This window comes from Sphingomonas sp. AOB5 (genome assembly GCF_029433115.1).
GTDB lineage: Bacteria > Pseudomonadota > Alphaproteobacteria > Sphingomonadales > Sphingomonadaceae > Sphingomonas.
This window is the reverse complement of sequence record NZ_JARNTV010000040.1, coordinates 1-18,793: the sequence shown is the minus strand read 5'-3', so window position 1 is coordinate 18,793 and position 18,793 is coordinate 1. Positions and strand designations below refer to the sequence as shown.

Below are 18,793 nucleotides of genomic sequence, written 5' to 3'. Positions count from 1 at the left end.
GGCGGTGTTTCCCCTGGGGACGCACGGCGCAGGTTGGGAGAGTGGCATGAGGCGCAAGCGCGTAGTCGCGTCGTTGATGGTGTTGAGCCTGGTCGCGTGCAGCGGCGCGGCGCCGGGGAGCGGGTCCGCTGCGGTGGCGGCGCCCACGCCGACGCCGGCGGCTTCGACTCCCACGCCCAGCCCGACGTCCACGCCGGTCGCGGCGTTCACCCCCGCGGCCGCTGCGATCCCGACCACCGGCGGTTCGCTCAAGCTCGGCAAGTGCGTCAACCTGTCCAACATGCTTGAGGCGCCGACCGAAGGGTCATGGGGCCGGGCGTTCCTCGACAGCGACATCGCCAACATCAAGTCGAAGGGGTTCACCGGCATCCGCCTGCCCGTGCGTTTCTCGGCGCATGCGCTTGCCGTCGCGCCCTATACGATCGACGCGGCGTTCATGGCGCGGGTGAAGCATATCGTCGATCTGGCGGTGGCGGCCGACATGGCGATCATCATCGACATGCATCATTATGAGGAGCTGTTCACCGATCCCGCGGGCCATGCCGCGCGCTTTGCCGAGATGTGGCGGCAGATCGGAGTGGCGTTCAAGGATTACCCGCCGACCGTCTATTTCGAGCTGATCAACGAGCCGAACAACCGGCTGGACGCCAGCAACAATCTGGCGATCCAGGGGCCGGCGCTGGCCGCGGTGCGCGCAACCAATCCGACGCGGCAGGTGGTGATCGACGGGCCGAGCTGGGCGAATATCGATCACATGCTGACCATGGCCTTTCCGGCCGATCCGAACATCGTGCCGACCTTCCATTATTACGATCCGCAGAATTTCGGCTTCGATACCGCGCCATGGATGACGCCATCGAGCCGCGACGATTTCGGGACTGCGGGCGACATTGCCGATCTGAACGCGGTGCTGGGCAAGATCCGCGGGTTCATCAGTTCGACCGGGCGGGTGCCGTTCGTCGGTGAATATGGCGCGCACGAAATCCGGCCCAATGCCGCGCGCGCGACCTATTACGGGATGGTCAGCGCGGCCTTTGCCTCGGCCGGGGTGCAGAGCTGTGCCTGGGGCTATACGAACACCATGCATCTGTGGCGCGACGGTAGCGGGTGGACGCCCGGGGTGGCCGACGCGATCGTCACGACGAGGACGCTGCCATGATCCGCACGCTGATCGCCGCGGGGCTGGGCCTCGCCATCGCCATGCCCGCCACCGCACAGCATTATGTTCCGGCGCCCGCCGCCAAGCCGAAGACCGGCATCGCGCTGCCGATCGGCAAGTGCGTCAACATGGGCAATCATATGGAGCCGCCCAACGAAGGCGATTGGGGCCGCGCTATCGCCGATGACGATTTCAGGGTGATCAAGGCGGCGGGCTTTGCGACGATCCGCCTGCCGGTGCGCTGGTCGACCCATGCGCTCGAGCAGGCGCCCTATACGATCGACGCGAAGTGGATGGCGCGGGTCAGCCATGTGGTGCGCACCGCGAACCGCGCCGGGCTGAACGTGATCCTCAACCTGCACAATTATGACGAGCTGATCGTCGAGCCGGACAAGCATGCCGAGCGCTTCGCGGCGTTGTGGCGGCAGATCGGCGCTGCCTTTGCCGATGCGCCCGGCAATGTCTGGTTCGAACTGCTGAACGAGCCGAACCGGGCGATCGACAATCGCAACCTGCTGAAGATCCTGAACCCGGCGCTGGCGGCGGTGCGCGCGAGCAATCCGACGCGCCCGGTGATCATCGGTGGGCAGAACTGGAGCGGGGTGGATTCGCTCGCCACGCTGGAGCTGCCGGACGATCCCTATGTCGTGCCGACGATCCACACCTATGATCCGTTCGACTTCACCCATCAGGGCGCGAGCTGGGTCGATCCCTCGCCGAAGATCGGGCGCAGCTTTCCGGTGGATGGCGACCTGGCCTATCTCGACGGCAATCTGAAGAAGGTCCGCGATTATATGGCGCGCACCGGCCGGGTGCCGTTCGTCGGCGAATATGGCGCGTTCGATATTCCGGCAGTCTCGCTCGATCAGCGGATCGATTATTATCGCACGATCAGCGCGGCTTATGCGTCGATCGGAATCCAGAGCTGTGCATGGGCCTACACCAATACTTTCCGCTTACGTGAAGGGAATAAGTGGATTCCCGGGATGATCGAAGCGATCCGGACCACCACCACGCTGCAATAACCGGGAGTTCACCACGGATAGTTGCCCGATATTCGTCCATTTCGGCGCTAAACCGGAAAATTACGTAACAGACGGAACCCGACTGGATCGTGCAGAGTTGATCCAGATTAAGGGTGAGTCGCGTGAACGGAACGATTGAGCAGCTCTGTACCGAACATCGTTCGCTTGAGGCCCAGGCGGCGCAGATGCTCGCCATCGTGGCCAACCGGGTGCCCGATCCCGCTGCGGTGGCCGCGGTGCGCTGGCGGATGGCGCAGGAGCTGTTCGAGCATTGCGCGCGGGAGGACTTGGTCGTCTACGAGCAGCTGATCATTTCGGGCGATGCAGCGGCGATTGCTACGGCATGGAGCTATCGCCGCGAGCATGGCGGGCTGGGCGAGATGTTCGGGCGCTATATCGCGGACTGGCCAGTGGTGCGGGTCGGTCGCGAATGGGATGCGTTCCGCATCGCCACGACGGATATCATGACCCGTATCGCCGGCCGTATCCTCAGCGAGGAGCGTGAGCTCTACGCCCATGCTGAGCGTGTGCTGAAGCGCCGCGCCGCATAAGCGGACCACCCCGTCCGTATCGGGACCAAGTCGAAGGTTGAGCGCTGCGGCGCCATCCCGCATAAGGCGGCCATGTTCCGCTTTGCCATCCCCGCCGCCCTGACATCGCTCGCGCTGCTTGGCAGCTGTGCGGGACCGGTCGAAGTCATTCCGACGCCCGCCCGCCCGGTGCCGGTCCCGGCGCCGACGCCCAGCCCGACGCCGGCGCCTTCCACGCCACAGCTGACCGGGGAATGGCGTGATTGGCCGCTGACGCCGGGAAGCTGGGTCTATCGCCAGGACGGGCGCGGCAGCATCGCGCTGTATGGCCGCACCGGCGCCGATGCGGACTTCACCGTTCGTTGCGACCGCGAGCGCCAGCGCATCTATCTGTCGCGTCGCGGCGAGACGCCGGCGCAGATGACGGTGCGGACTTCATCGACGCTGCGCGGCTTCGATCTGCTGCCCGCGGGCACCGGCTATGGCGCTGCCGAACTGGGTGTGCGGGATTCGCTGATCGATGCGATTGGATACAGCCGCGGCAAGTTTGTGGTGCAGTCCCCGGGCGTTGCGCCACTGGTGCTGCCCGCCCATTCCGAAATCCTGCGCGTCGCCGAGGATTGCCGCTGAACCGGCGATAGGGCCGGATCGGTTTGATTGCGGTCCGGCGCGGGCGTACATCCGGCGTCATGAAAATGCGCATGCTGATGCCCGCCCTGATGCTGCTCGGCGCCTGTTCGAGCCAGCCTGTTGCCAACAATGGCAGTGCCGAGGTGGACGTGCCCAACATGCACGGCATCGAGTTCACCGCCGGCACCTGGGTGCGCAAGGATAGCGCCGCGCTCTATATGTCGCCCGAGCAGGACGTGCTGCTCGCGGTGCGATGCGACCGGGCGAAGGGCGCGATCGTCTTCACGCTGCCCGGATCGATCGCGGCGAGCGGCGGGCAGGTGAAGATCGAGGCAGACGGCGCGTCGCACAGCTTCCCCGCGGTCAATGCCGAAGTCGATGGCGACGACGATGCGCTGGTCGAGGCGGCGGCGCCTGCCTCCATGCCGTTCATCCGCGATACGCTGGGCGGCAATCCGCAGCGTATCGGCGCCGAAGTCGATGGCACACCGGCGTTCATCACGCCCGGCGACAAGATGGTCGGCGAGGTGATCAAGGCCTGTCTGTAGGGGGTGAGTCGCCCGGCGACGCGGTCGCTTTCGGGCAGGCGGAAGAGAATCGTCGAAACATCGATAAAATACAAGACTTGATCTGCGACTCGCGGTGATTCAAACAGTTGACGTGCCCAGGCGGGGTACAGCGTTTTAACTAGCGAAAGGAGGTGATCCGATGTCTCATGGTTCAGCAATGGGGTCGGTTCAGTTCGTTCGGGAGACGCGCCGCTGAGCTGAGGCGCGGACGGAAGCCCTCCGTCCGTAGGGTGAACGGGAGGTATCCTCCTCCAATCAACGTTCATCAGCTTGCAGCAAAGCGGTCCGCATGGTCTCCCGGGCTGGAGCTTCCGGCCGCTGACCATGTCGGAGGTCGCCGGGTGTCAGGGATGGCATCCGGCGGCCTTCTTCGTTTTTGGGGATCCGCACATGGAGGAACCCGTTCAGCCACAGCGTAACAGAAACCTCACGCGCCGGATCCTTGCCGGGGTGGTGATCGGCGTGACTGCGCTGGCGATCGCGTGGATCTTCACGCCGCGCGAGCCGGCGATCGTCGCGGGACTGAGCGGCGATTGGGATGCGCGCAATGCCGAGCTGGTGCGGCGGGTCGGCGCACAATTTCCGGTGGGGTCGGCGGAGACGACGATGCGCAAGGCGCTGCTCGATCAGGGCTTCACCGTTTCCGATGGTCAGGCGAAATGGGATCGCACCGAGTATCCGTGCCGGACCTTCGTCACGATCCGCTGGCAGGCGCAGGGTGGGCGGATCACATCGACCGGTGCGACGACCTTTCAGGGGTGCATGTGACTGGAGCTTGTTCCATTGCTGCAAATCCGTGCTCCGGCGAAGGCCGGAGCGTTGGAAAGGGAATGGGTGGTGGCCAGCGCTCCGGCCTTCGCCGGAGCACAATCCTGTTGCCACAGCTTCCCGAAGTGTCGCGCGCCAAGCCAGCTTAAGGGCGAACGGGGGATGATATTCAACCCCGCGGCTCGAAGATCGACCAGCCGGTCCGCGCGACCAGCCGTTCCAGCGCCAGCGTGCCGAGCTGCGAATTGCCGCGTTCGTTCAGCCCCGGCGACCATACCGCGATCGAGGCTATGCCCGGTGCCACCGCCAGAATGCCGCCGCCCACGCCCGACTTGCCGGGCAAGCCGACGCGGAAGGCGAATTCGCCCGATCCGTCATAATGGCCGCAGGTGAGCATCAGCGCATTTATGCGCCGCGCGCGCTGGGCCGAGACGATGCTGCGCCCGGTCTCGGGATTGATGCCGCCCGCCATCAGGTAGCGCCCGGCGAGCGCCAGCTGGCGGCAGCTCATCGCCAGTGCGCAATGGTGGAAATAGACCCCCAGCACATGTTCGGCCGGGTGATGCAGATTGCCGAAGGCGCGCATGTAGTTGGCCAGCGCCATGTTGCGATAGCCGGTGTCCTGCTCGGCGCGGGCGACGGTCTCGTCGATGAAGATCGCTTCGTCGCCCGCCAGCGCGCGGACGAAGCGCAGCATCTCGCCGATCGCCTCGCGCGGCGCGTTGCGGCCGAGCAGGATATCCGAGGTGACGATGGCGCCCGCATTGATGAAGGGATTGCGCGGGATGCCATGCTCGGTCTCGAGCTGGACGATGGAATTGAACGCGCTGCCCGAAGGCTCGCGACCGACGCGCGTCCACAGCTGATCGCCGACTGCGCCGAGCGCGAGGGTGAGCGAGAAGACCTTGGAGATGGACTGGATCGAGAAGGGCATGTCGCCATCGCCAGCGACATGGGCGGTGCCGTCGGCCTCGATCACCGCGATGCCGAACCGGGCCGGATCCACGGATGCGAGCGGCGGGATATAGCTGGCGGGCGTGCCGCGATCCGGTGCCGCCGCCATTTCCGCGGCGATTTCGGAAACGATTGCGGAAAGGTCCGTCATTCCTCGCCAAGCGCCCGGTTTGCGCGGCGGATCATCTTGCGGCCCACGCGGATGAGGAACACGCCGCTGGTCGCGAAGAACAGGATTGCGAACGGCATGCCGAAGCGGCTGGCGCCGTAGCGCTGGACACCCCATTCCAGCCGGTAGTGCGAAATGGCGGCCAGGGTGATGAAGATCACGAAAATCCAGCCCAGCACCATGAAGACGCGGCCGCCGACCTGCATCGATGTGATTTCTTCGTCGGTCATGCCGGGGCGACGATCGGATGTTCGATCCGCAGCCGGTCGGCGATGCGTTCGACGGCTTCGATCTGGCCAGCGCTGCCGATGGGGGTGATCGACCAGTTGCAATGGCCGTGCGTCTCGACGCTGTAGAGCTTCACCTCGCCCAGCACCGTGCGCCAGCGGTGGCGCTGGCCGCCATGGTTGCGCAGCAAGGTGGCGAGGAACAGGTCGATCAGGTCTCCGGACGTCATGCGGTGTCGGCCGCCATGCCCTTCAGGCGGTACAGCATGTCGAGTGCTTCGCGCGGCGAGAGGCTGTCGATGTCGAGGCCGTCCAGTTCGGCACGCAGGGCGTCGATCTTTTCCTCCATCTGCTCCATCGCGACGGCGAACAGCGGGAGATCGTCGAGGCCCGCGGCGAGGCCGCCGGTCTGCTGGCGTCCGGCCTCGAGCTTGTCGAGCACGCCTTGTGCGCGCTTGATCGTGACCGGTGGCAAACCGGCGAGGCGGGCGACGGCGATACCGTAGCTGCGGTCGGCGGGGCCTTCGGCGACTTCATGGAGCAGGACGAGATCGCCCTTCCATTCGCGCGCGCGGACATTGTGGAGCGAGAGGGCGTCGCAGCGTTCGGCCAGCCGGGTCAGCTCATGATAATGGGTGGCGAACAGGCACCTGCACCGGTTGTCCTCATGGATCGCCTCGACCACCGCCCAGGCGATGGCGAGGCCGTCATAGGTGCTGGTGCCGCGGCCGACCTCGTCGAGGATCACGAAGCTGCGCGGGGTGGCTTGCGCGAGGATCGCGGCGGTTTCGACCATCTCGACCATGAAGGTGGAGCGGCCGCGCGCCAGATTGTCCGACGCGCCGACGCGGCTGAACAGGCGGTCGACCAGCCCTAGTGTGGCGCGGGTGGCGGGGACATAGGACCCGGCCTGCGCCAGCACCGCGATCAGCGCATTCTGGCGCAGGAAGGTCGACTTGCCGCCCATGTTCGGGCCGGTGACCAGCCAGAGGCGGTTGTTTTCGGACAAGGTGCAATCATTGGCGACGAAGCGGCCCCCGGCCTTGCCGACCGCTTCCTCGACGACCGGATGGCGTCCGCCTTCGACATCGAAACAGGCATGATCGACCAGAGCGGGCCGCGACCAGCCGCCTTCGGCCGCGCGTTCGGCGAGGCCTGCGGAGACGTCGATCCGGGCGAGCGCGTCGGCGGTGCGGGCGACGGCTTCGCGGACCACCAGCGCGGCTTCGGTCAGCGCTTCGAGATGGGCGGCTTCGGCGGCGAGGGCATGGGCGCCGGCCTGGGTCACCTTGATCGCGGCGTCGTGCAGATCGGGCGCGTTGAAGCGGACCACGCCCGCCAGCGTCTGGCGATGGGTGAAGCCGCTGTCCTGCGCCATCAGCGGATCGGCGGACTTGGCCGGCACCTCGATATGATAGCCGAGCACGCCGTTGTGGCGGATCTTGAGCGACGCGATGCCGGTGCGCTGGCGATAGTCCGCCTCCAGCCCCGCGATCACGCGGCGGCCACCAGCCCCAGCATCGCGCAGATCGTCGAGCGCGGCGTCATAGCCCTCGGCGATATAGCCGCCCTTGTCGGCATCGATCGGCGGCTCGGGCACGAGCGCGCGGCTGAGCAGGTCGATGAGACTGCCATGACCCTGAAGCTGGGGGATCAGGTCGTTGAGCAGCGCCGGCCGGTCGGGCGCGCCGCTCAGCGGTTCGGCGAGCCGCCATGCGCCGTCGAGACCGTCGCGAAGCTGGCCGAGATCGCGCGGGCTGCCGCGACCTGCGCCGATGCGGCCGAGCGCACGGCCGATATCGGGCAGCGCGCGAAGCTGGCCGCGCACCATGTCGCGCAGCGTGGAATCGTCGTGGAAGCGCTGGACCAGATCGAGCCGGGCGTCGATCCCACCGCGATCCATCAGCGGCGCGGCGATATCGCTTCCCAGCAGCCGCGCGCCAGCGCCGGTGACGGTGCGGTCGACGCTGTCGAGCAGGCTGCCCTTGCGGCTGCCTGCGCTGCTGAGCGTGAGTTCCAGGCTTTCGCGGGTCGCGGCGTCGATCGCCATATTGGCGTCGGTGCGGCTGACGCGGGGCGGGCGAAGGAAGGGCAGCGCGCCCTTGGCGGTATGTTCGAGATAGGCGACCAGCCCGCCTGCCGCGGCGAGCGCCGCGCGGCTGAACTGGCCGAAGCCGGCGAGCGCGGAGACACCGAACAGCCGCTTGAGCCGGGCCTCGCCCTGGCTGCTGTCGAAATCGGCGCGGGGGCGCAGGGCGGTGGCGAGATCGGCGAACTCGCTCGCGTCCGACGCGATGGTCTCGGCGGGGGAGAGGCGCGCGATCTCGGCGCTGACCCGGCTGCCATCGCTCTCGATCACTTCGAAGCGGCCGGTGGAGATGTCGGCACAGGCGATGGCGACTGCGCCGCCGGCTTCGCCGACGCTCGCGCACCAGTTTGCGGTGCGGCTGTCGAGCAGCGATTCCTCGGTCAGCGTGCCCGCGGTCACGACGCGGATGATCGCGCGCGCCACCAGCGCCTTGGATCCGCCGCGCCTCTTCGCTTCCTCGGGCGTCTCGATCTGGTTGGCGATGGCGACGCGGTGGCCGGCCTTGATCAGCCGGGCGAGATAGCCGTCCATCGCATGCGCGGGGACGCCGCACATCGGGATACGGTCTCCGTCATGCTCGCCGCGCGCAGTGAGCGCGATATCCAGCACGGCGCTGGCGACCTTCGCATCGTCGAAGAACAGCTCGAAGAAGTCGCCCATCCGGTAGAAGAGCAGGCAATCCTCGGCCTCTGCCTTCAGGGCCAGATATTGCTGCATCATCGGGGTGGCGGTGGACGCGGACATAGCGCGGCCTTGGGTAACCGAACCGACCCGGCGATCAACTCCGGCGCGGGGATTTCCTGGGGACAAGTGCCGACTGTGCGGATTTCCGCACAAATTGGCGGACTGCGTCTCACGAACCTGTCCTATTTCGCATCTATGCACAGCGTTAAACGGCGCATTGCGAGCACGCATATGCGTCCCTAAAGGGTTGGGCGATCCCCAGGAGAGCAACATGGCCGAAGACAGCAACGTTCAGTTTTCAGAGCGCGAGGCGCTGCTGTTCCATTCGGAAGGTCGCCCGGGCAAGATCGAGATCATCGCGTCCAAGCCGATGGCGACCCAGCGCGACCTGGCGCTGGCCTATTCGCCCGGCGTCGCGGTGCCGGTGCTGGCGATCGCCGCCGATCCTGCGAAGGCCTATGACTATACCGCCAAGGGCAATCTGGTCGCGGTCATCTCGAACGGCACCGCGATCCTGGGCCTGGGCAATCTGGGCGCGCTGGCGTCGAAGCCGGTGATGGAGGGCAAGGCCGTCCTCTTCAAGCGCTTCGCCGATGTGGACTCGATCGATATCGAGCTGAAGACCGAAGACGTCGATCGCTTCATCGATGCGGTCGAACTGATGGAGCCGAGCTTCGGCGGGATCAACCTGGAAGACATCAAGTCCCCCGAATGCTTCGTGATCGAGCAGACCCTGCGCGAGCGCATGAACATTCCGGTATTCCATGACGACCAGCACGGCACCGCGATCATCGCTGCCGCCGGCCTGATCAACGCGCTGTACCTGACCGGCCGCGACATCAAGACCACCAAGGTGGTGATGAACGGCGCGGGTGCCGCAGCGATCGCATGCGCCGAACTGATCAAGGCGATGGGCCTGCCCAACGAGAATCTGCTGATGCTGGATCGCACCGGCGTGATCTATCGCGGGCGCGAAGGCGTGAACCAGTGGCAGTCGGCCCATGCGGTCGATACCGATCGCCGCACGCTGGCCGACGCGCTGGAAGGCGCGGACGTGTTCATGGGCCTGTCGGCCAAGGGCGCGCTGCCGGCCGAATTGCTCCAGAATATGGGGCTGAAGCCGATCATCTTCGCGATGGCCAATCCCGACCCCGAGATCACCCCGCCCGAAGCCAAGGCGGCGCGTCCCGACGCGATCGTGGCGACCGGCCGTTCGGACTATCCGAACCAGGTCAATAACGTGCTGGGCTTCCCCTTCATCTTCCGCGGCGCGCTCGACGTGCGCGCGACCACGATCAACGATGCGATGAAGGTCGCCGCCGCCCGCGCCCTTGCCGAACTGGCGCGTCAGCAGGTGCCGGAGGAAGTCGCGGTCGCCTATGGCGTGCAGCACAGCTTCGGCCCGGATTACATCATCCCGGCGCCGTTCGATCCGCGGCTGATGGAGATTGTCCCCGCCGCCGTCGCACAGGCCGCGATGGATTCGGGCGTGGCGACCAAGCCGATCGAGGACTTCACCGCCTATCGCCAGTCGCTTCGCGCGCGCCTGAACCCGACCACGTCGGTGCTCACGCTTGCCTATGAAGGTGCGCGCGCCAATCCGAAGCGGGTGATCTTCGCCGAGGCCGAGGAAGAAGTCGTGCTGCGCGCGGCCATCGCGTTCAAGGAAGGCGGATACGGCATTCCGGTGCTGGTCGGCCGCGAGTCCGTGCATGAGCGGCTGCAGGCGCTGGGCGCCGATCCGGCCGATTTCGAACTGCACAACAGCGTCAATTCGCCGCTGGTGCCGCGCATGATCGACTTCCTTTACACCCGCCTTCAGCGTCGCGGTTACCTGCGCCGCGATATCGAGCGGATGGTCAATCGCGACCGCAACATCTTCGGCGCGCTGCTGCTCCAGCTGGGCGAAGCCGATGCGATGATCACCGGCGTCACCCGCACCTGGGCGGAATCGATGCGTCAGGTGAAGCGCGTGATCGATCCGCAGCCGGGCCGCACCGCGTTTGGCATGCACATTCTGGTCGGCCAGTCGCACACCGTCTTCATCGCCGACACCACCGTGAACGAGCGCCCGAGCGCCGAGGAACTGGCGGACATCGCCGAGGGCGCCGCCGCAGTCGCCCGCCGCATGGGCCATGAGCCGCGCGTGGCGTTCCTCAGCTATTCGAACTTCGGCAATCCCGAAGGCCGCTGGCTGGAGAATCTGCGCGGCGCGGTGAAGGTGCTCGACGATCGCAAGGTCGAGTTCGAATATGAAGGCGAGATGTCGCCCGACGTCGCGCTGAATGCGCGTCAGCGCGCCAACTATCCCTTCGCGCGCCTTTCGGGTCCGGCGAACGTGCTGATCATGCCGGGTCTGCAGTCGGCGAACATCTCGGCCAAGCTGCTGCGCGAACTGGGCGGGGATTCGACCATCGGTCCGATCCTGATGGGCATGGAAAAGTCGGTTCAGATCGCCCCGATGACCGCGACTGCGAGCGAACTGGTGACGCTGGCGGTGCTGGCGGCAGGCGGGATCGCGCGCTGAGGCTTTAGGTGCTGGGCCGCCGTCCCGCGGTCCAGCCTGTCCGCAGCGCGAGCAGCGACAGCGAAGCAAGCAGGACCGCGACCAGCGCCAGCGGGACGCCGTTCAGAGAGGCGGCGGCCCCGAAGGCTCGCGCCCAGCCTTCCGATGCACCGAAGGTGAAGAACTGCACGGTCTGCAACGCGAGCAACGCCGCGACCACCAGCATCGGCTCGGCGCTGCGCCGGTTCCGTGCGGCGAGCGCCAGTGCGAGGAGCATGGGCAGCAGTTCGCTCAGGCGCAGATAGGCGGGCGTCGAGAAGGGGAGCGGTAGCCGCTCGATCACCGGCGGCAGCACGAGCAGAACGGTGGCCAGCATGTAACCGGCATGGACTCCCACCCGGCGGCGATGCTTCAGCGCGAGGGCGACCATCGCGACCAGCGCGATGGTGGAGATCAGGTCGTGCATGCCCAGCATCGGGCCGAACCGGCTATAGAATGGGTGCCCGGCGAGATACTTCACCGCCATCGAATGATAGACCAGCACCGATCCGGCGACGAACAGCGGCACTGCGGCGAACAGCGCCAGTCCTGTCTTGCGATGCAGCGCCAGCCGCTTCGAATGCGCCGACCAGCTCTGCACGGCGATCAAAGTCAGCCAGGCGATGGCGGTCAGCCCGTGGGCATGGAAGGCGAAGGACGCGCCGCCCAGATTGCCGAAATAATCGCGCCAGAAGGCGGTGCCGACCATCGGCGCGAGCAGCAGCAGCAACGCCCAATGGGCATGACGATAAGGCATTGCGGCGTCTCCCCGATGACGGCGCGACCGAGCCTAGCGTGGCCGCCTGCATCCGTCATCCGGGATCGGCTCAGGCGTCGATGCTGACGCCCAGCGACGCGTTGACCAGTCCGCCATCGACGGTGATCGTATCGCCCACCACGTAATCGCCCGCGCGGCTGGCGAGGTAGATCGCGGCACCGGCCATATCCTCGTCCACGCCGATGCGCCGTGCGGGGATCGCCTTGGCGACGTCGCTGCCATGATCACGCGCAGCCTTGTTCATGTCGCTGGCGAAGGCGCCGGGGGCGATCGAGGTGACGACGATGCGATCGCGGATCAGCCGCGCGGCCATGCGCTTGGTCAGGTAGATCAGCGCCGATTTCGACGCGTGATAACTGTAGGTTTCCCAGCCGTTGAGCCGCTGGCCGTCGATCGAGGTGATGTTGATCACCTTGGCAGGCTGGTTCGCGCCGCCCGCCTTGAGCAGGGTGTGCAGCGACTGGGTGAGGAAGAAGGGCGACTTGACGTTGAGGTCCATCACCTTGTCCCAGCCGCTTTCCGGGAATTCCTCGAACGGCACGCCCCAGGCGGCGCCGGCATTGTTGACCAGGATATCGAGCCGCTCCTCGCGTTCGGCTAGCGCTGCGGCGAGGCTCCGGCAGCCTTCGACGGTCGAGACGTCGGCGGGCAGGGGGATGCAGTTGGGGCCGAGCGCGGCGGCGGTTTCCTCGCAGGCCGCGGCCTTGCGGGACGAGACATAGACTTTCGCGCCCTGCTGGATGAAGCCCTCCGCGATCATCCGGCCGATGCCGCGCGATCCGCCGGTGACCAGGGCGACGCGGCCGTCGAGGCGGAACAGGGTGCTGGTGTCCATTTCTTCTTACTCCCCTCCCGCTTGCGGGAGGGGCCGGGGGTGGGCGCCCGGCCTCCGCAAGTGGTGGACTCATTGATAGCGAGGGCCCACCCCCCGACCCCCTCCCGCAAGCGGGAGGGGGAGTTGAAATCAGCCGCCGCGCTTGATCGTCTCGCGGGCGATGATCAGTTGCTGGATCTGGCTGGTGCCTTCGTAGATGCGGAACAGGCGCACGTCGCGGTACAGCCGCTCGATACCGTAATCGGCGATATAGCCCGCACCGCCGAAGATCTGCACCGCGCGATCCGCCACACGGCCGACCATCTCGCTGGCGAAATACTTCGCGGCCGCGGCTTCCATCACCACGTCCTTGCCCACATCCTTCGCTGCGGCGGTTTCCAGCACCAGCGCCCGTGCCGCCAGCACTTCGGTCTTCGAATCCGCGATCATCGCCTGGATCAGCTGATGCTCGGCGATGGGCTTGCCGAATTGCTTGCGCTCGGTCGCGTACGCCACGCAATCGGCGATCAGCCGCTCGGCCACGCCGATGCAGACCGCCGAGATGTGCAGTCGCCCGCGATCGAGCACGCGCATCGCGATCTTGAAGCCTTCGCCTTCCTCGCCGAGCCGGTTGGCGGCGGGCACCGCGACATTGTCGAGTATGACATCGGCGACCTTGGCGCCCTTTTGTCCCATCTTCTTCTCGGGTTCGCCGATCGTCAGGCCGGGCAAGTCGCGCGGCACGAGGAAGGCAGAAACGCCGCGTCCGCCCGGTTCCTCGCCGGTGCGCGCCATCAACGTGAAGACATGCGCCTTGTCCGCGTTGGTGATGAAGCGCTTGGTACCGGTGATGCGATAGACGTCACCGTCCCTGACGGCTTTCGTCTTCACCGCACCCGAATCCGAACCCACGTCCGGCTCGGTCAGTGCAAAGCTTGAGATGGCTTCGCCCGTGGCGATCTTCGGCAGCCATTCGGCCTTTTGCGCGTCGGTGCCGGCCATCACGATGCCCTGCGATCCGATGCCGACATTGGTGCCGAAGGCCGAGCGGAAGGCGGGTGTGGTGCGGCCCAGCTCGATCGCGACCTTCACTTCCTCGCTCATGGTCAGGCCCAGACCGCCATATTCCTCGGCGATGGAGAGACCGAACAGACCGAGCGCCTTCATCTCCTCCAGCACGTCGGCGGGAATCGCGTCATTGGCCTCCACCTCGGCCTCGAGCGGGCGGAGCCGTTCGGCGACGAAGCGCCGGATCGTATCGATCAGCGTGTCGAAGATTTCGGGATCGAGCGCCATCCTCACCGTTCTTTCTGTTCTAATGCCTCACGCTATAGCGGAGCGGCTGCAGCGGACAAGCCATACCCGATCTTCAATTCATCGCAATCGGCGCGGTCCGTGTTGACCGGCCTTGGGCGCCACCTATGCTGGGCCGGTCGCACAAATGGAGAGTCAGATGTCCGAGGCCCCGACCCTGCCGCCCGTCCGCCGGCTGGGGCAGCGATCCACGCTGGCATATGGGTTCGGCGCCTATGCATATGGTGTGAAGGATTTCGGTTTCTCCACCTTCCTGCTGCTGTTTTACAGTCAGGTGCTGCACCTGCCGGTGTTGATGGTCGGGCTCGCGATCATGTGTGCGCTGGTGCTCGACGCGTTCATCGATCCCGCGATCGGTTTCCTGTCGGACAATACGCGCAGCCGCTGGGGGCGGCGGCATCCCTGGATGTATGCCTCTGCCCTGCCGATCGCGGCGGGATGGATCCTGCTGTGGAACCCGCCGGCCATGTCGCAGGGTGCGCAACTGCTCTGGGTGTTCGCGACTGCGGTGTTCGTGCGCACCACGATCTCGGCCTATGAAGTCCCGTCCCAGGCGCTGACGCCCGAACTCTCGGCGGATTATGACGAGCGGACCCGGCTGACCGCCTATCGTTATCTGTTCGGATGGCTGGGCGGGATGGTGACGTTGTTCGCCACCTATATGTGGCTGATGGTGGGTCCGGACGGGCAGCCTGACCAGTTCAACCCCGCCAATTATTCGGCATTCGCGTTGTTCGGCGCGGTGACGATGGTGATCGCGATCTTCATCTCGGCGATCGGCACGCATCGCGAGATCGGGCGGCTGCCGCGGCCCGAAATCGTCCGGAAGCCGCTGGGCGACCATTTCCGCGAAATGGGCCAGACGGTCCGCAACCGGGCCTTCCTGCTGCTGATGCTTGCCGGGCTATGCTATTACACGGCGCAGGGGATCAGCTTCGCGCTTTCCAACCTGCTGTATCTCTATGTGTGGCGTTTCGACACATTGGGTTTCGCCCTGTTGGCGCCCAGCCTGTTCCTGGGCGCCACCATTGCCTTCCTGATGGCGCCGCGCGTGGCGGCGCGGCTGGGCAAACCGCAGGCGGCGATGTTCTTCATGCTGGCCGCAGCGATTTTGCTGTCTACGCCTTATGTGTTGCGGCTGGCCGGCCTGTTCCCGGATCCTGCCTCATCGGCGATGCTGCCGCTGCTGTTGTCGATCTTCAGCGTGAACACCGCCTGCAGTGTTTCGGCGACCCTGCTGGGTGCGTCGATGATGGCCGATGTTGTGGAGGATTCCGAAGCCAAGACCGGGCGCCGATCGGAAGGCGTGTTCTTCGCCGGCGCATTCTTCGTCCAGAAATGCTGCAGCGGCTTCGGCATCTTCGGCGCCAGCCTGATCATGCACTACACCTCGTTCCAGGGCGCGACGATCACCCCGCTCGCGATCGACCGGCTGACGCTGTATTTTGTGCTCTCCTATCTCGTGCTCGGCTTTGCGGCCGCCTGGGCCTATCGCAACTTCCCCTTCGGTCGCGCCGAGCATGTCGCGCGGATCGAGGCGCTGGCGAAGGGTGGCAATTGAGCGGAAAGGAGAGGGCTGCGCGCTGTCACGACAACCTCCGCAACTGGACCCCGACCTTCGCTGGGAAAGTGTATTTTTGATGTCCACTCGAACAGGCCCGGCGGCCCATAAATGAAGTGCCCGCCAGAGCCTCAAAGGCTCCAGCGGGCACCCTTTCCTCCCCAGGAAAGACACGGGTCGGGTCGGGGGGGGGGCGTTAGCCCGCGACGCGGCCGAGGCGGTGGTACAGGTTCGAATATTTCACCGATTCCGGCGAATCCTTGACCTGCTGAAGATGGGTGCCGACGGCTTCGCGGATCAGGCGGAAGTCTTCGGTCGAGAACACGGCGCGGCTGCGCTGGGGTTCGGTGGTCATGATAGTCACTCCTTTCAGGCAGCTTGCTTGTTGAACTGGTCGGCTTCGGTGCTCTCGGCGAGCGCGGTGGTCGAGCTGGCGCCACCGGCCAGGGTGGTGGCGATCATGTCGAAATAACCGGTGCCCACTTCGCGCTGGTGACGGGTCGCGGTGTAGCCATTGGCCTCGGCCGCGAACTCGGCCTGCTGCAGCTCGGAATAGGCTGCCATGCCGCGATCCTTGTAGCCCCGGGCCAGCTCGAACATGCCGTAGTTGAGCTGGTGGAAGCCGGCGAGGGTCACGAACTGGAACTTGTAGCCCATCGCGCCAATCTCGCGCTGGAAGCGGGCGATGTCGTCCTTGTCGAGATTCTTCTCCCAGTTGAACGACGGCGAGCAATTATACGCCAGCATCTTGTCCGGATACTGCTTCTTGATCGCCTCGGCGAAGCGCCGGGCATCGTCCATGTTGGGCTTGGAGGTTTCCCACCACAGCAGATCGGCATGCTCGGCGAACGCCAGGCCGCGCTTGATGCAGTGATCGACGCCGGTGCCGTCCTTCAGGCGGAAGAACCCTTCGGGTGTCCGCTCGCCGGTCAGGAACTCATGATCGCGCTCATCGATGTCCGAGGTGATCAGCTTCGCGCTTTCGGCATCGGTGCGGGCGCAGATGATCGTCGGCACACCCATCACGTCCGCGGCGAGGCGGGCGCTGTCGAGGTTGCGGATATGCGCCTGGGTGGGGATCAGCACCTTGCCGCCGAGATGGCCGCACTTCTTTTCCGAAGCGAGCTGGTCCTCATAGTGCACGCCCGCAGCACCGGCGGCGATATAGGCCTTCATGATCTCGAAGCAGTTGAGCGGGCCGCCGAAGCCGGCTTCGGCGTCGGCAACGATCGGGGCGAACCAGTCGCGGGTCGCGCCGCCTTCCGAATGCTCGATCTGGTCGGCGCGCTGCAGGGCATTGTTGATGCGCTTGCAGAGTTCCGGACCGGCATTGGCCGGGTAGAGCGACTGATCGGGATACATGGACGATGCGGTGTTGGCGTCGGCCGCGACCTGCCAGCCGGACAGGTAGATCGCCTGCAGACCCGCACGGACCTGCTGCATCGCCTGATTGCCCGACATGGCGCCCAGCGAGTTGATGTACGGCTCGGTCTTGAGCAGTTCCCACAGCTTCAGCGCACCCTTGCGGGCGAGCGTGTGCTCGATCGCGAACGACCCGCGAAGCTTTGCCACATCGTCGGCGGTGTAGGGACGGGTGATCCCGTCGAAACGGCCGACCGGCGCGGGAACGAGATCTTCGAAGGTCGTAGCCATTGTGTGAACCCCTTTACAGAATGTGCAGGCCGAATACGGGCGATGCTGGCGATTCGGCAGGGGTAATCACGCAAGAACGAGGTTGCGCTGTGGTTCGGGTCCGGACTTCATTGGTAATGTTGTAAATTATATTACAATCGGGCAAGGCGTGCTTCTCGCCAACCACCGAGTATCGCAATGGCCGATCGCAAGCTCTTCGCCGGTCATGCCGTCCGCCGCCTGCGCCGCACGCTGGGGCTTACCCAGGTGATGATGGCCGAGGCGCTGGAAGTCTCCGCCAGCTATCTCAACCTGATCGAGCGCAACCAGCGGCCGCTGACCGCGACGCTGTTGCTGCGGCTGGCCGAGACCTATGACTTCGATCCGCGCGTGCTGACCGCGAGCGAGCCGGGCGGGGGCGCGGACGCGATCCGTCGGCGGCTGGCCGATCCGATGTTCGCCGATCTGGAAGTGGATCGCACGCAGGTCGAGGAATGGCTGGCCGGGGCTCCCGGGGGCGCGGAGGCGTTCGCGCGGGCCTATGACCGGATGGGATCGGGCGGTAGCGGGGACGAGGTCGCGGTCGATCCGGCCAGCGCGGTGCGGCGCGAGATCGAGCGCTGGCGCAACCATTTCGCCGATCTGGACGCGGCCGCCGAAGCGCTGGCGGACGAACTGCGGCAGGGATCGGGCGAACTGTATGGCGCGATGGCCGAGCGATTGCGGGTGAAGCACCAGCTATCGGTGCGCATCCTGCCCGCCGACGTGATGCCGGGGTTGGTCAAGCGGATCGACCTGCATGCGCGGCAGATCCAGCTTTCCGAATTGCTGGGCCCGGAATCGCGGACCATGGCGCTGGCCGAACGGCTGGCGCAGGAGGCGGGGACCGAGATCGAGGGGCTGGTGCGCGGCGCGGGCCTCGATCGCACCGGGGAGCGGCTCTACCGGCGGCACCTGACCGGCTATTTCGCGGCGGCTCTGGTGATGCCCTATGCCCGTTTCCTGCGCGCGTGCGAGGCGACCGGCTATGACGTCGAGCTGCTGATGCGGCGCTTCGGCGCGAGTTGGGAGCAGGTGGCGCACCGGTTGACTACCTTGCAACGCGTGGGTGCGCGCGGGCTGCCCTTCTTCATGATCCGGGTGGATCGGGCGGGGCAGGTTTCGAAGCGCTATGGCGGGGCCAGCGGATCGCCGCTGGTGGAGGGGCTGGGCGTGTGCCCGCTGTGGGGGCTGTTCGACGCGTTCGAGCGGGCAGGCGACGTGGCGACGCAACTGGTGGCGCTGGAAGACGGGACCCGCTGGTTGACGAGTGCGCGGATGGTGACGCCGCCCGGCGCGCGTGCGG

The 18,793-nt window shown here is 66.1% G+C and carries 18 protein-coding genes; 9 read left to right on the top strand and 9 right to left on the bottom strand.

What is annotated here, in order from left to right; all coding sequences use genetic code 11:
* Positions 1-46 precede the first annotated feature (46 nt).
* The 6 genes from P1X14_RS15300 (at position 47) to P1X14_RS15275 (ending at position 4,681) form a co-directional block, all read left to right on the top strand.
* Complete coding sequence (locus P1X14_RS15300; RefSeq protein ID WP_277316257.1) at positions 47-1,159, top strand: glycoside hydrolase family 5 protein; 1,113 nt, start codon at positions 47-49, stop codon at positions 1,157-1,159.
* Positions 1,156-2,184 (top strand): glycoside hydrolase family 5 protein, encoded by a 1,029-nt coding sequence (locus tag P1X14_RS15295; protein WP_277316256.1) that lies wholly within the window; start codon positions 1,156-1,158, stop codon positions 2,182-2,184. The genes P1X14_RS15300 and P1X14_RS15295 overlap by 4 nt, the downstream gene beginning before the upstream one ends.
* A 122-nt stretch (positions 2,185-2,306) precedes the next feature.
* Positions 2,307-2,735 (top strand): hemerythrin domain-containing protein, encoded by a 429-nt coding sequence (locus tag P1X14_RS15290; RefSeq protein WP_277316255.1) that lies wholly within the window; start codon positions 2,307-2,309, stop codon positions 2,733-2,735.
* A 72-nt stretch (positions 2,736-2,807) separates the two neighbouring features.
* A complete protein-coding gene (locus P1X14_RS15285; protein ID WP_277316254.1) occupies positions 2,808-3,344 on the top strand; it encodes a hypothetical protein in 537 nt (178 codons plus the stop codon).
* Between the two features lie 71 nt (positions 3,345-3,415).
* Positions 3,416-3,892, top strand: coding sequence for a hypothetical protein (locus tag P1X14_RS15280; protein WP_277316253.1), 477 nt, complete (start codon positions 3,416-3,418; stop codon positions 3,890-3,892).
* 411 nt (positions 3,893-4,303) lie between these two features.
* Positions 4,304-4,681 carry a hypothetical protein gene (locus P1X14_RS15275; RefSeq protein WP_277316252.1) on the top strand — a complete coding sequence of 126 codons (378 nt, stop codon included), beginning with the start codon at positions 4,304-4,306 and terminating at the stop codon, positions 4,679-4,681.
* Positions 4,682-4,850: 169 nt separating this feature from the next.
* Here P1X14_RS15275 and P1X14_RS15270 read toward each other — a convergent pair whose 3' ends face one another.
* The 4 genes from P1X14_RS15270 to mutS are packed head-to-tail and all read right to left on the bottom strand — an operon-like array spanning position 4,851 to position 8,840.
* Positions 4,851-5,786, bottom strand: coding sequence for a glutaminase (locus P1X14_RS15270; RefSeq protein ID WP_277316251.1), 936 nt, complete (start codon positions 5,784-5,786; stop codon positions 4,851-4,853).
* The gene (locus tag P1X14_RS15265) at positions 5,783-6,034 is read right to left on the bottom strand and encodes a hypothetical protein (RefSeq protein WP_277316250.1); all 252 of its coding nucleotides are present in this window, start codon (positions 6,032-6,034) and stop codon (positions 5,783-5,785) included. The genes P1X14_RS15270 and P1X14_RS15265 overlap by 4 nt, the downstream gene beginning before the upstream one ends.
* Positions 6,031-6,261, bottom strand: a complete 231-nt coding sequence (locus P1X14_RS15260) for a hypothetical protein (protein ID WP_277316249.1) — start codon at positions 6,259-6,261, stop codon at positions 6,031-6,033. Before P1X14_RS15260 ends, P1X14_RS15265 begins: the two co-directional genes overlap by 4 nt.
* Positions 6,258-8,840, bottom strand: coding sequence for a DNA mismatch repair protein MutS (gene mutS / locus P1X14_RS15255; protein WP_277316273.1), 2,583 nt, complete (start codon positions 8,838-8,840; stop codon positions 6,258-6,260). Before mutS ends, P1X14_RS15260 begins: the two co-directional genes overlap by 4 nt.
* A 235-nt stretch (positions 8,841-9,075) precedes the next feature.
* Here mutS and P1X14_RS15250 point away from each other — a divergent pair, with 235 nt between their 5' ends.
* On the top strand, positions 9,076-11,331 hold the full coding sequence (locus P1X14_RS15250) for an NADP-dependent malic enzyme (protein WP_277316248.1): 2,256 nt from the start codon (positions 9,076-9,078) through the stop codon (positions 11,329-11,331).
* A gap of 4 nt (positions 11,332-11,335) precedes the next feature.
* On the opposite strand, the gene P1X14_RS15245 is transcribed toward P1X14_RS15250, so the two are convergent.
* The 3 genes from P1X14_RS15245 to P1X14_RS15235 form a co-directional block, all read right to left on the bottom strand.
* Positions 11,336-12,106: a hypothetical protein gene (locus tag P1X14_RS15245; RefSeq protein WP_277316247.1), complete on the bottom strand. Its 771-nt coding sequence runs from the start codon at positions 12,104-12,106 to the stop codon at positions 11,336-11,338.
* A gap of 70 nt (positions 12,107-12,176) precedes the next feature.
* Entirely contained in the window at positions 12,177-12,962 is a 786-nt protein-coding gene (locus P1X14_RS15240; RefSeq protein WP_277316246.1) for an SDR family oxidoreductase, read from the bottom strand.
* A gap of 129 nt (positions 12,963-13,091) precedes the next feature.
* On the bottom strand, positions 13,092-14,237 hold the full coding sequence (locus tag P1X14_RS15235) for an acyl-CoA dehydrogenase family protein (RefSeq protein WP_277316245.1): 1,146 nt from the start codon (positions 14,235-14,237) through the stop codon (positions 13,092-13,094).
* Positions 14,238-14,394: 157 nt separating this feature from the next.
* Here P1X14_RS15235 and P1X14_RS15230 point away from each other — a divergent pair, with 157 nt between their 5' ends.
* Positions 14,395-15,816, top strand: coding sequence for an MFS transporter (locus P1X14_RS15230; protein ID WP_277316244.1), 1,422 nt, complete (start codon positions 14,395-14,397; stop codon positions 15,814-15,816).
* Positions 15,817-16,012: 196 nt separating this feature from the next.
* Here P1X14_RS15230 and P1X14_RS15225 read toward each other — a convergent pair whose 3' ends face one another.
* Together P1X14_RS15225 and aceA are read right to left on the bottom strand one after the other, a co-directional pair.
* A complete protein-coding gene (locus P1X14_RS15225) occupies positions 16,013-16,171 on the bottom strand; it encodes a hypothetical protein (protein WP_277316243.1) in 159 nt (52 codons plus the stop codon).
* Between the two features lie 14 nt (positions 16,172-16,185).
* A complete protein-coding gene (aceA, locus tag P1X14_RS15220; RefSeq protein WP_277316242.1) occupies positions 16,186-17,469 on the bottom strand; it encodes an isocitrate lyase in 1,284 nt (427 codons plus the stop codon).
* A gap of 177 nt (positions 17,470-17,646) precedes the next feature.
* Here aceA and P1X14_RS15215 point away from each other — a divergent pair.
* Positions 17,647-18,793: helix-turn-helix transcriptional regulator (locus tag P1X14_RS15215; protein WP_277316241.1), on the top strand; the 1,147-nt coding region annotated here is incomplete at its 3' end.

Bases quoted from the DNA above. Each gene is read 5' to 3' on its own strand.
- P1X14_RS15300 (WP_277316257.1), top strand. From the start codon at position 47: ATGAGGCGCAAGCGCGTAGTCGCGTCGTTGATGGTGTTGAGCCTGGTC.
- P1X14_RS15295 (WP_277316256.1), top strand. From the start codon at position 1,156: ATGATCCGCACGCTGATCGCCGCGGGGCTGGGCCTCGCCATCGCCATG.
- P1X14_RS15285 (WP_277316254.1), top strand. From the start codon at position 2,808: ATGTTCCGCTTTGCCATCCCCGCCGCCCTGACATCGCTCGCGCTGCTT.
- P1X14_RS15280 (WP_277316253.1), top strand. From the start codon at position 3,416: ATGCTGATGCCCGCCCTGATGCTGCTCGGCGCCTGTTCGAGCCAGCCT.
- P1X14_RS15275 (WP_277316252.1), top strand. From the start codon at position 4,304: ATGGAGGAACCCGTTCAGCCACAGCGTAACAGAAACCTCACGCGCCGG.
- P1X14_RS15270 (WP_277316251.1), bottom strand. From the start codon at position 5,786: ATGACGGACCTTTCCGCAATCGTTTCCGAAATCGCCGCGGAAATGGCG.
- P1X14_RS15265 (WP_277316250.1), bottom strand. From the start codon at position 6,034: ATGACCGACGAAGAAATCACATCGATGCAGGTCGGCGGCCGCGTCTTC.
- P1X14_RS15260 (WP_277316249.1), bottom strand. From the start codon at position 6,261: ATGACGTCCGGAGACCTGATCGACCTGTTCCTCGCCACCTTGCTGCGC.
- mutS (WP_277316273.1), bottom strand. From the start codon at position 8,840: ATGATGCAGCAATATCTGGCCCTGAAGGCAGAGGCCGAGGATTGCCTG.
- P1X14_RS15250 (WP_277316248.1), top strand. From the start codon at position 9,076: ATGGCCGAAGACAGCAACGTTCAGTTTTCAGAGCGCGAGGCGCTGCTG.
- P1X14_RS15245 (WP_277316247.1), bottom strand. From the start codon at position 12,106: ATGCCTTATCGTCATGCCCATTGGGCGTTGCTGCTGCTGCTCGCGCCG.
- P1X14_RS15240 (WP_277316246.1), bottom strand. From the start codon at position 12,962: ATGGACACCAGCACCCTGTTCCGCCTCGACGGCCGCGTCGCCCTGGTC.
- P1X14_RS15235 (WP_277316245.1), bottom strand. From the start codon at position 14,237: ATGGCGCTCGATCCCGAAATCTTCGACACGCTGATCGATACGATCCGG.
- P1X14_RS15230 (WP_277316244.1), top strand. From the start codon at position 14,395: ATGTCCGAGGCCCCGACCCTGCCGCCCGTCCGCCGGCTGGGGCAGCGA.
- P1X14_RS15225 (WP_277316243.1), bottom strand. From the start codon at position 16,171: ATGACCACCGAACCCCAGCGCAGCCGCGCCGTGTTCTCGACCGAAGAC.
- aceA (WP_277316242.1), bottom strand. From the start codon at position 17,469: ATGGCTACGACCTTCGAAGATCTCGTTCCCGCGCCGGTCGGCCGTTTC.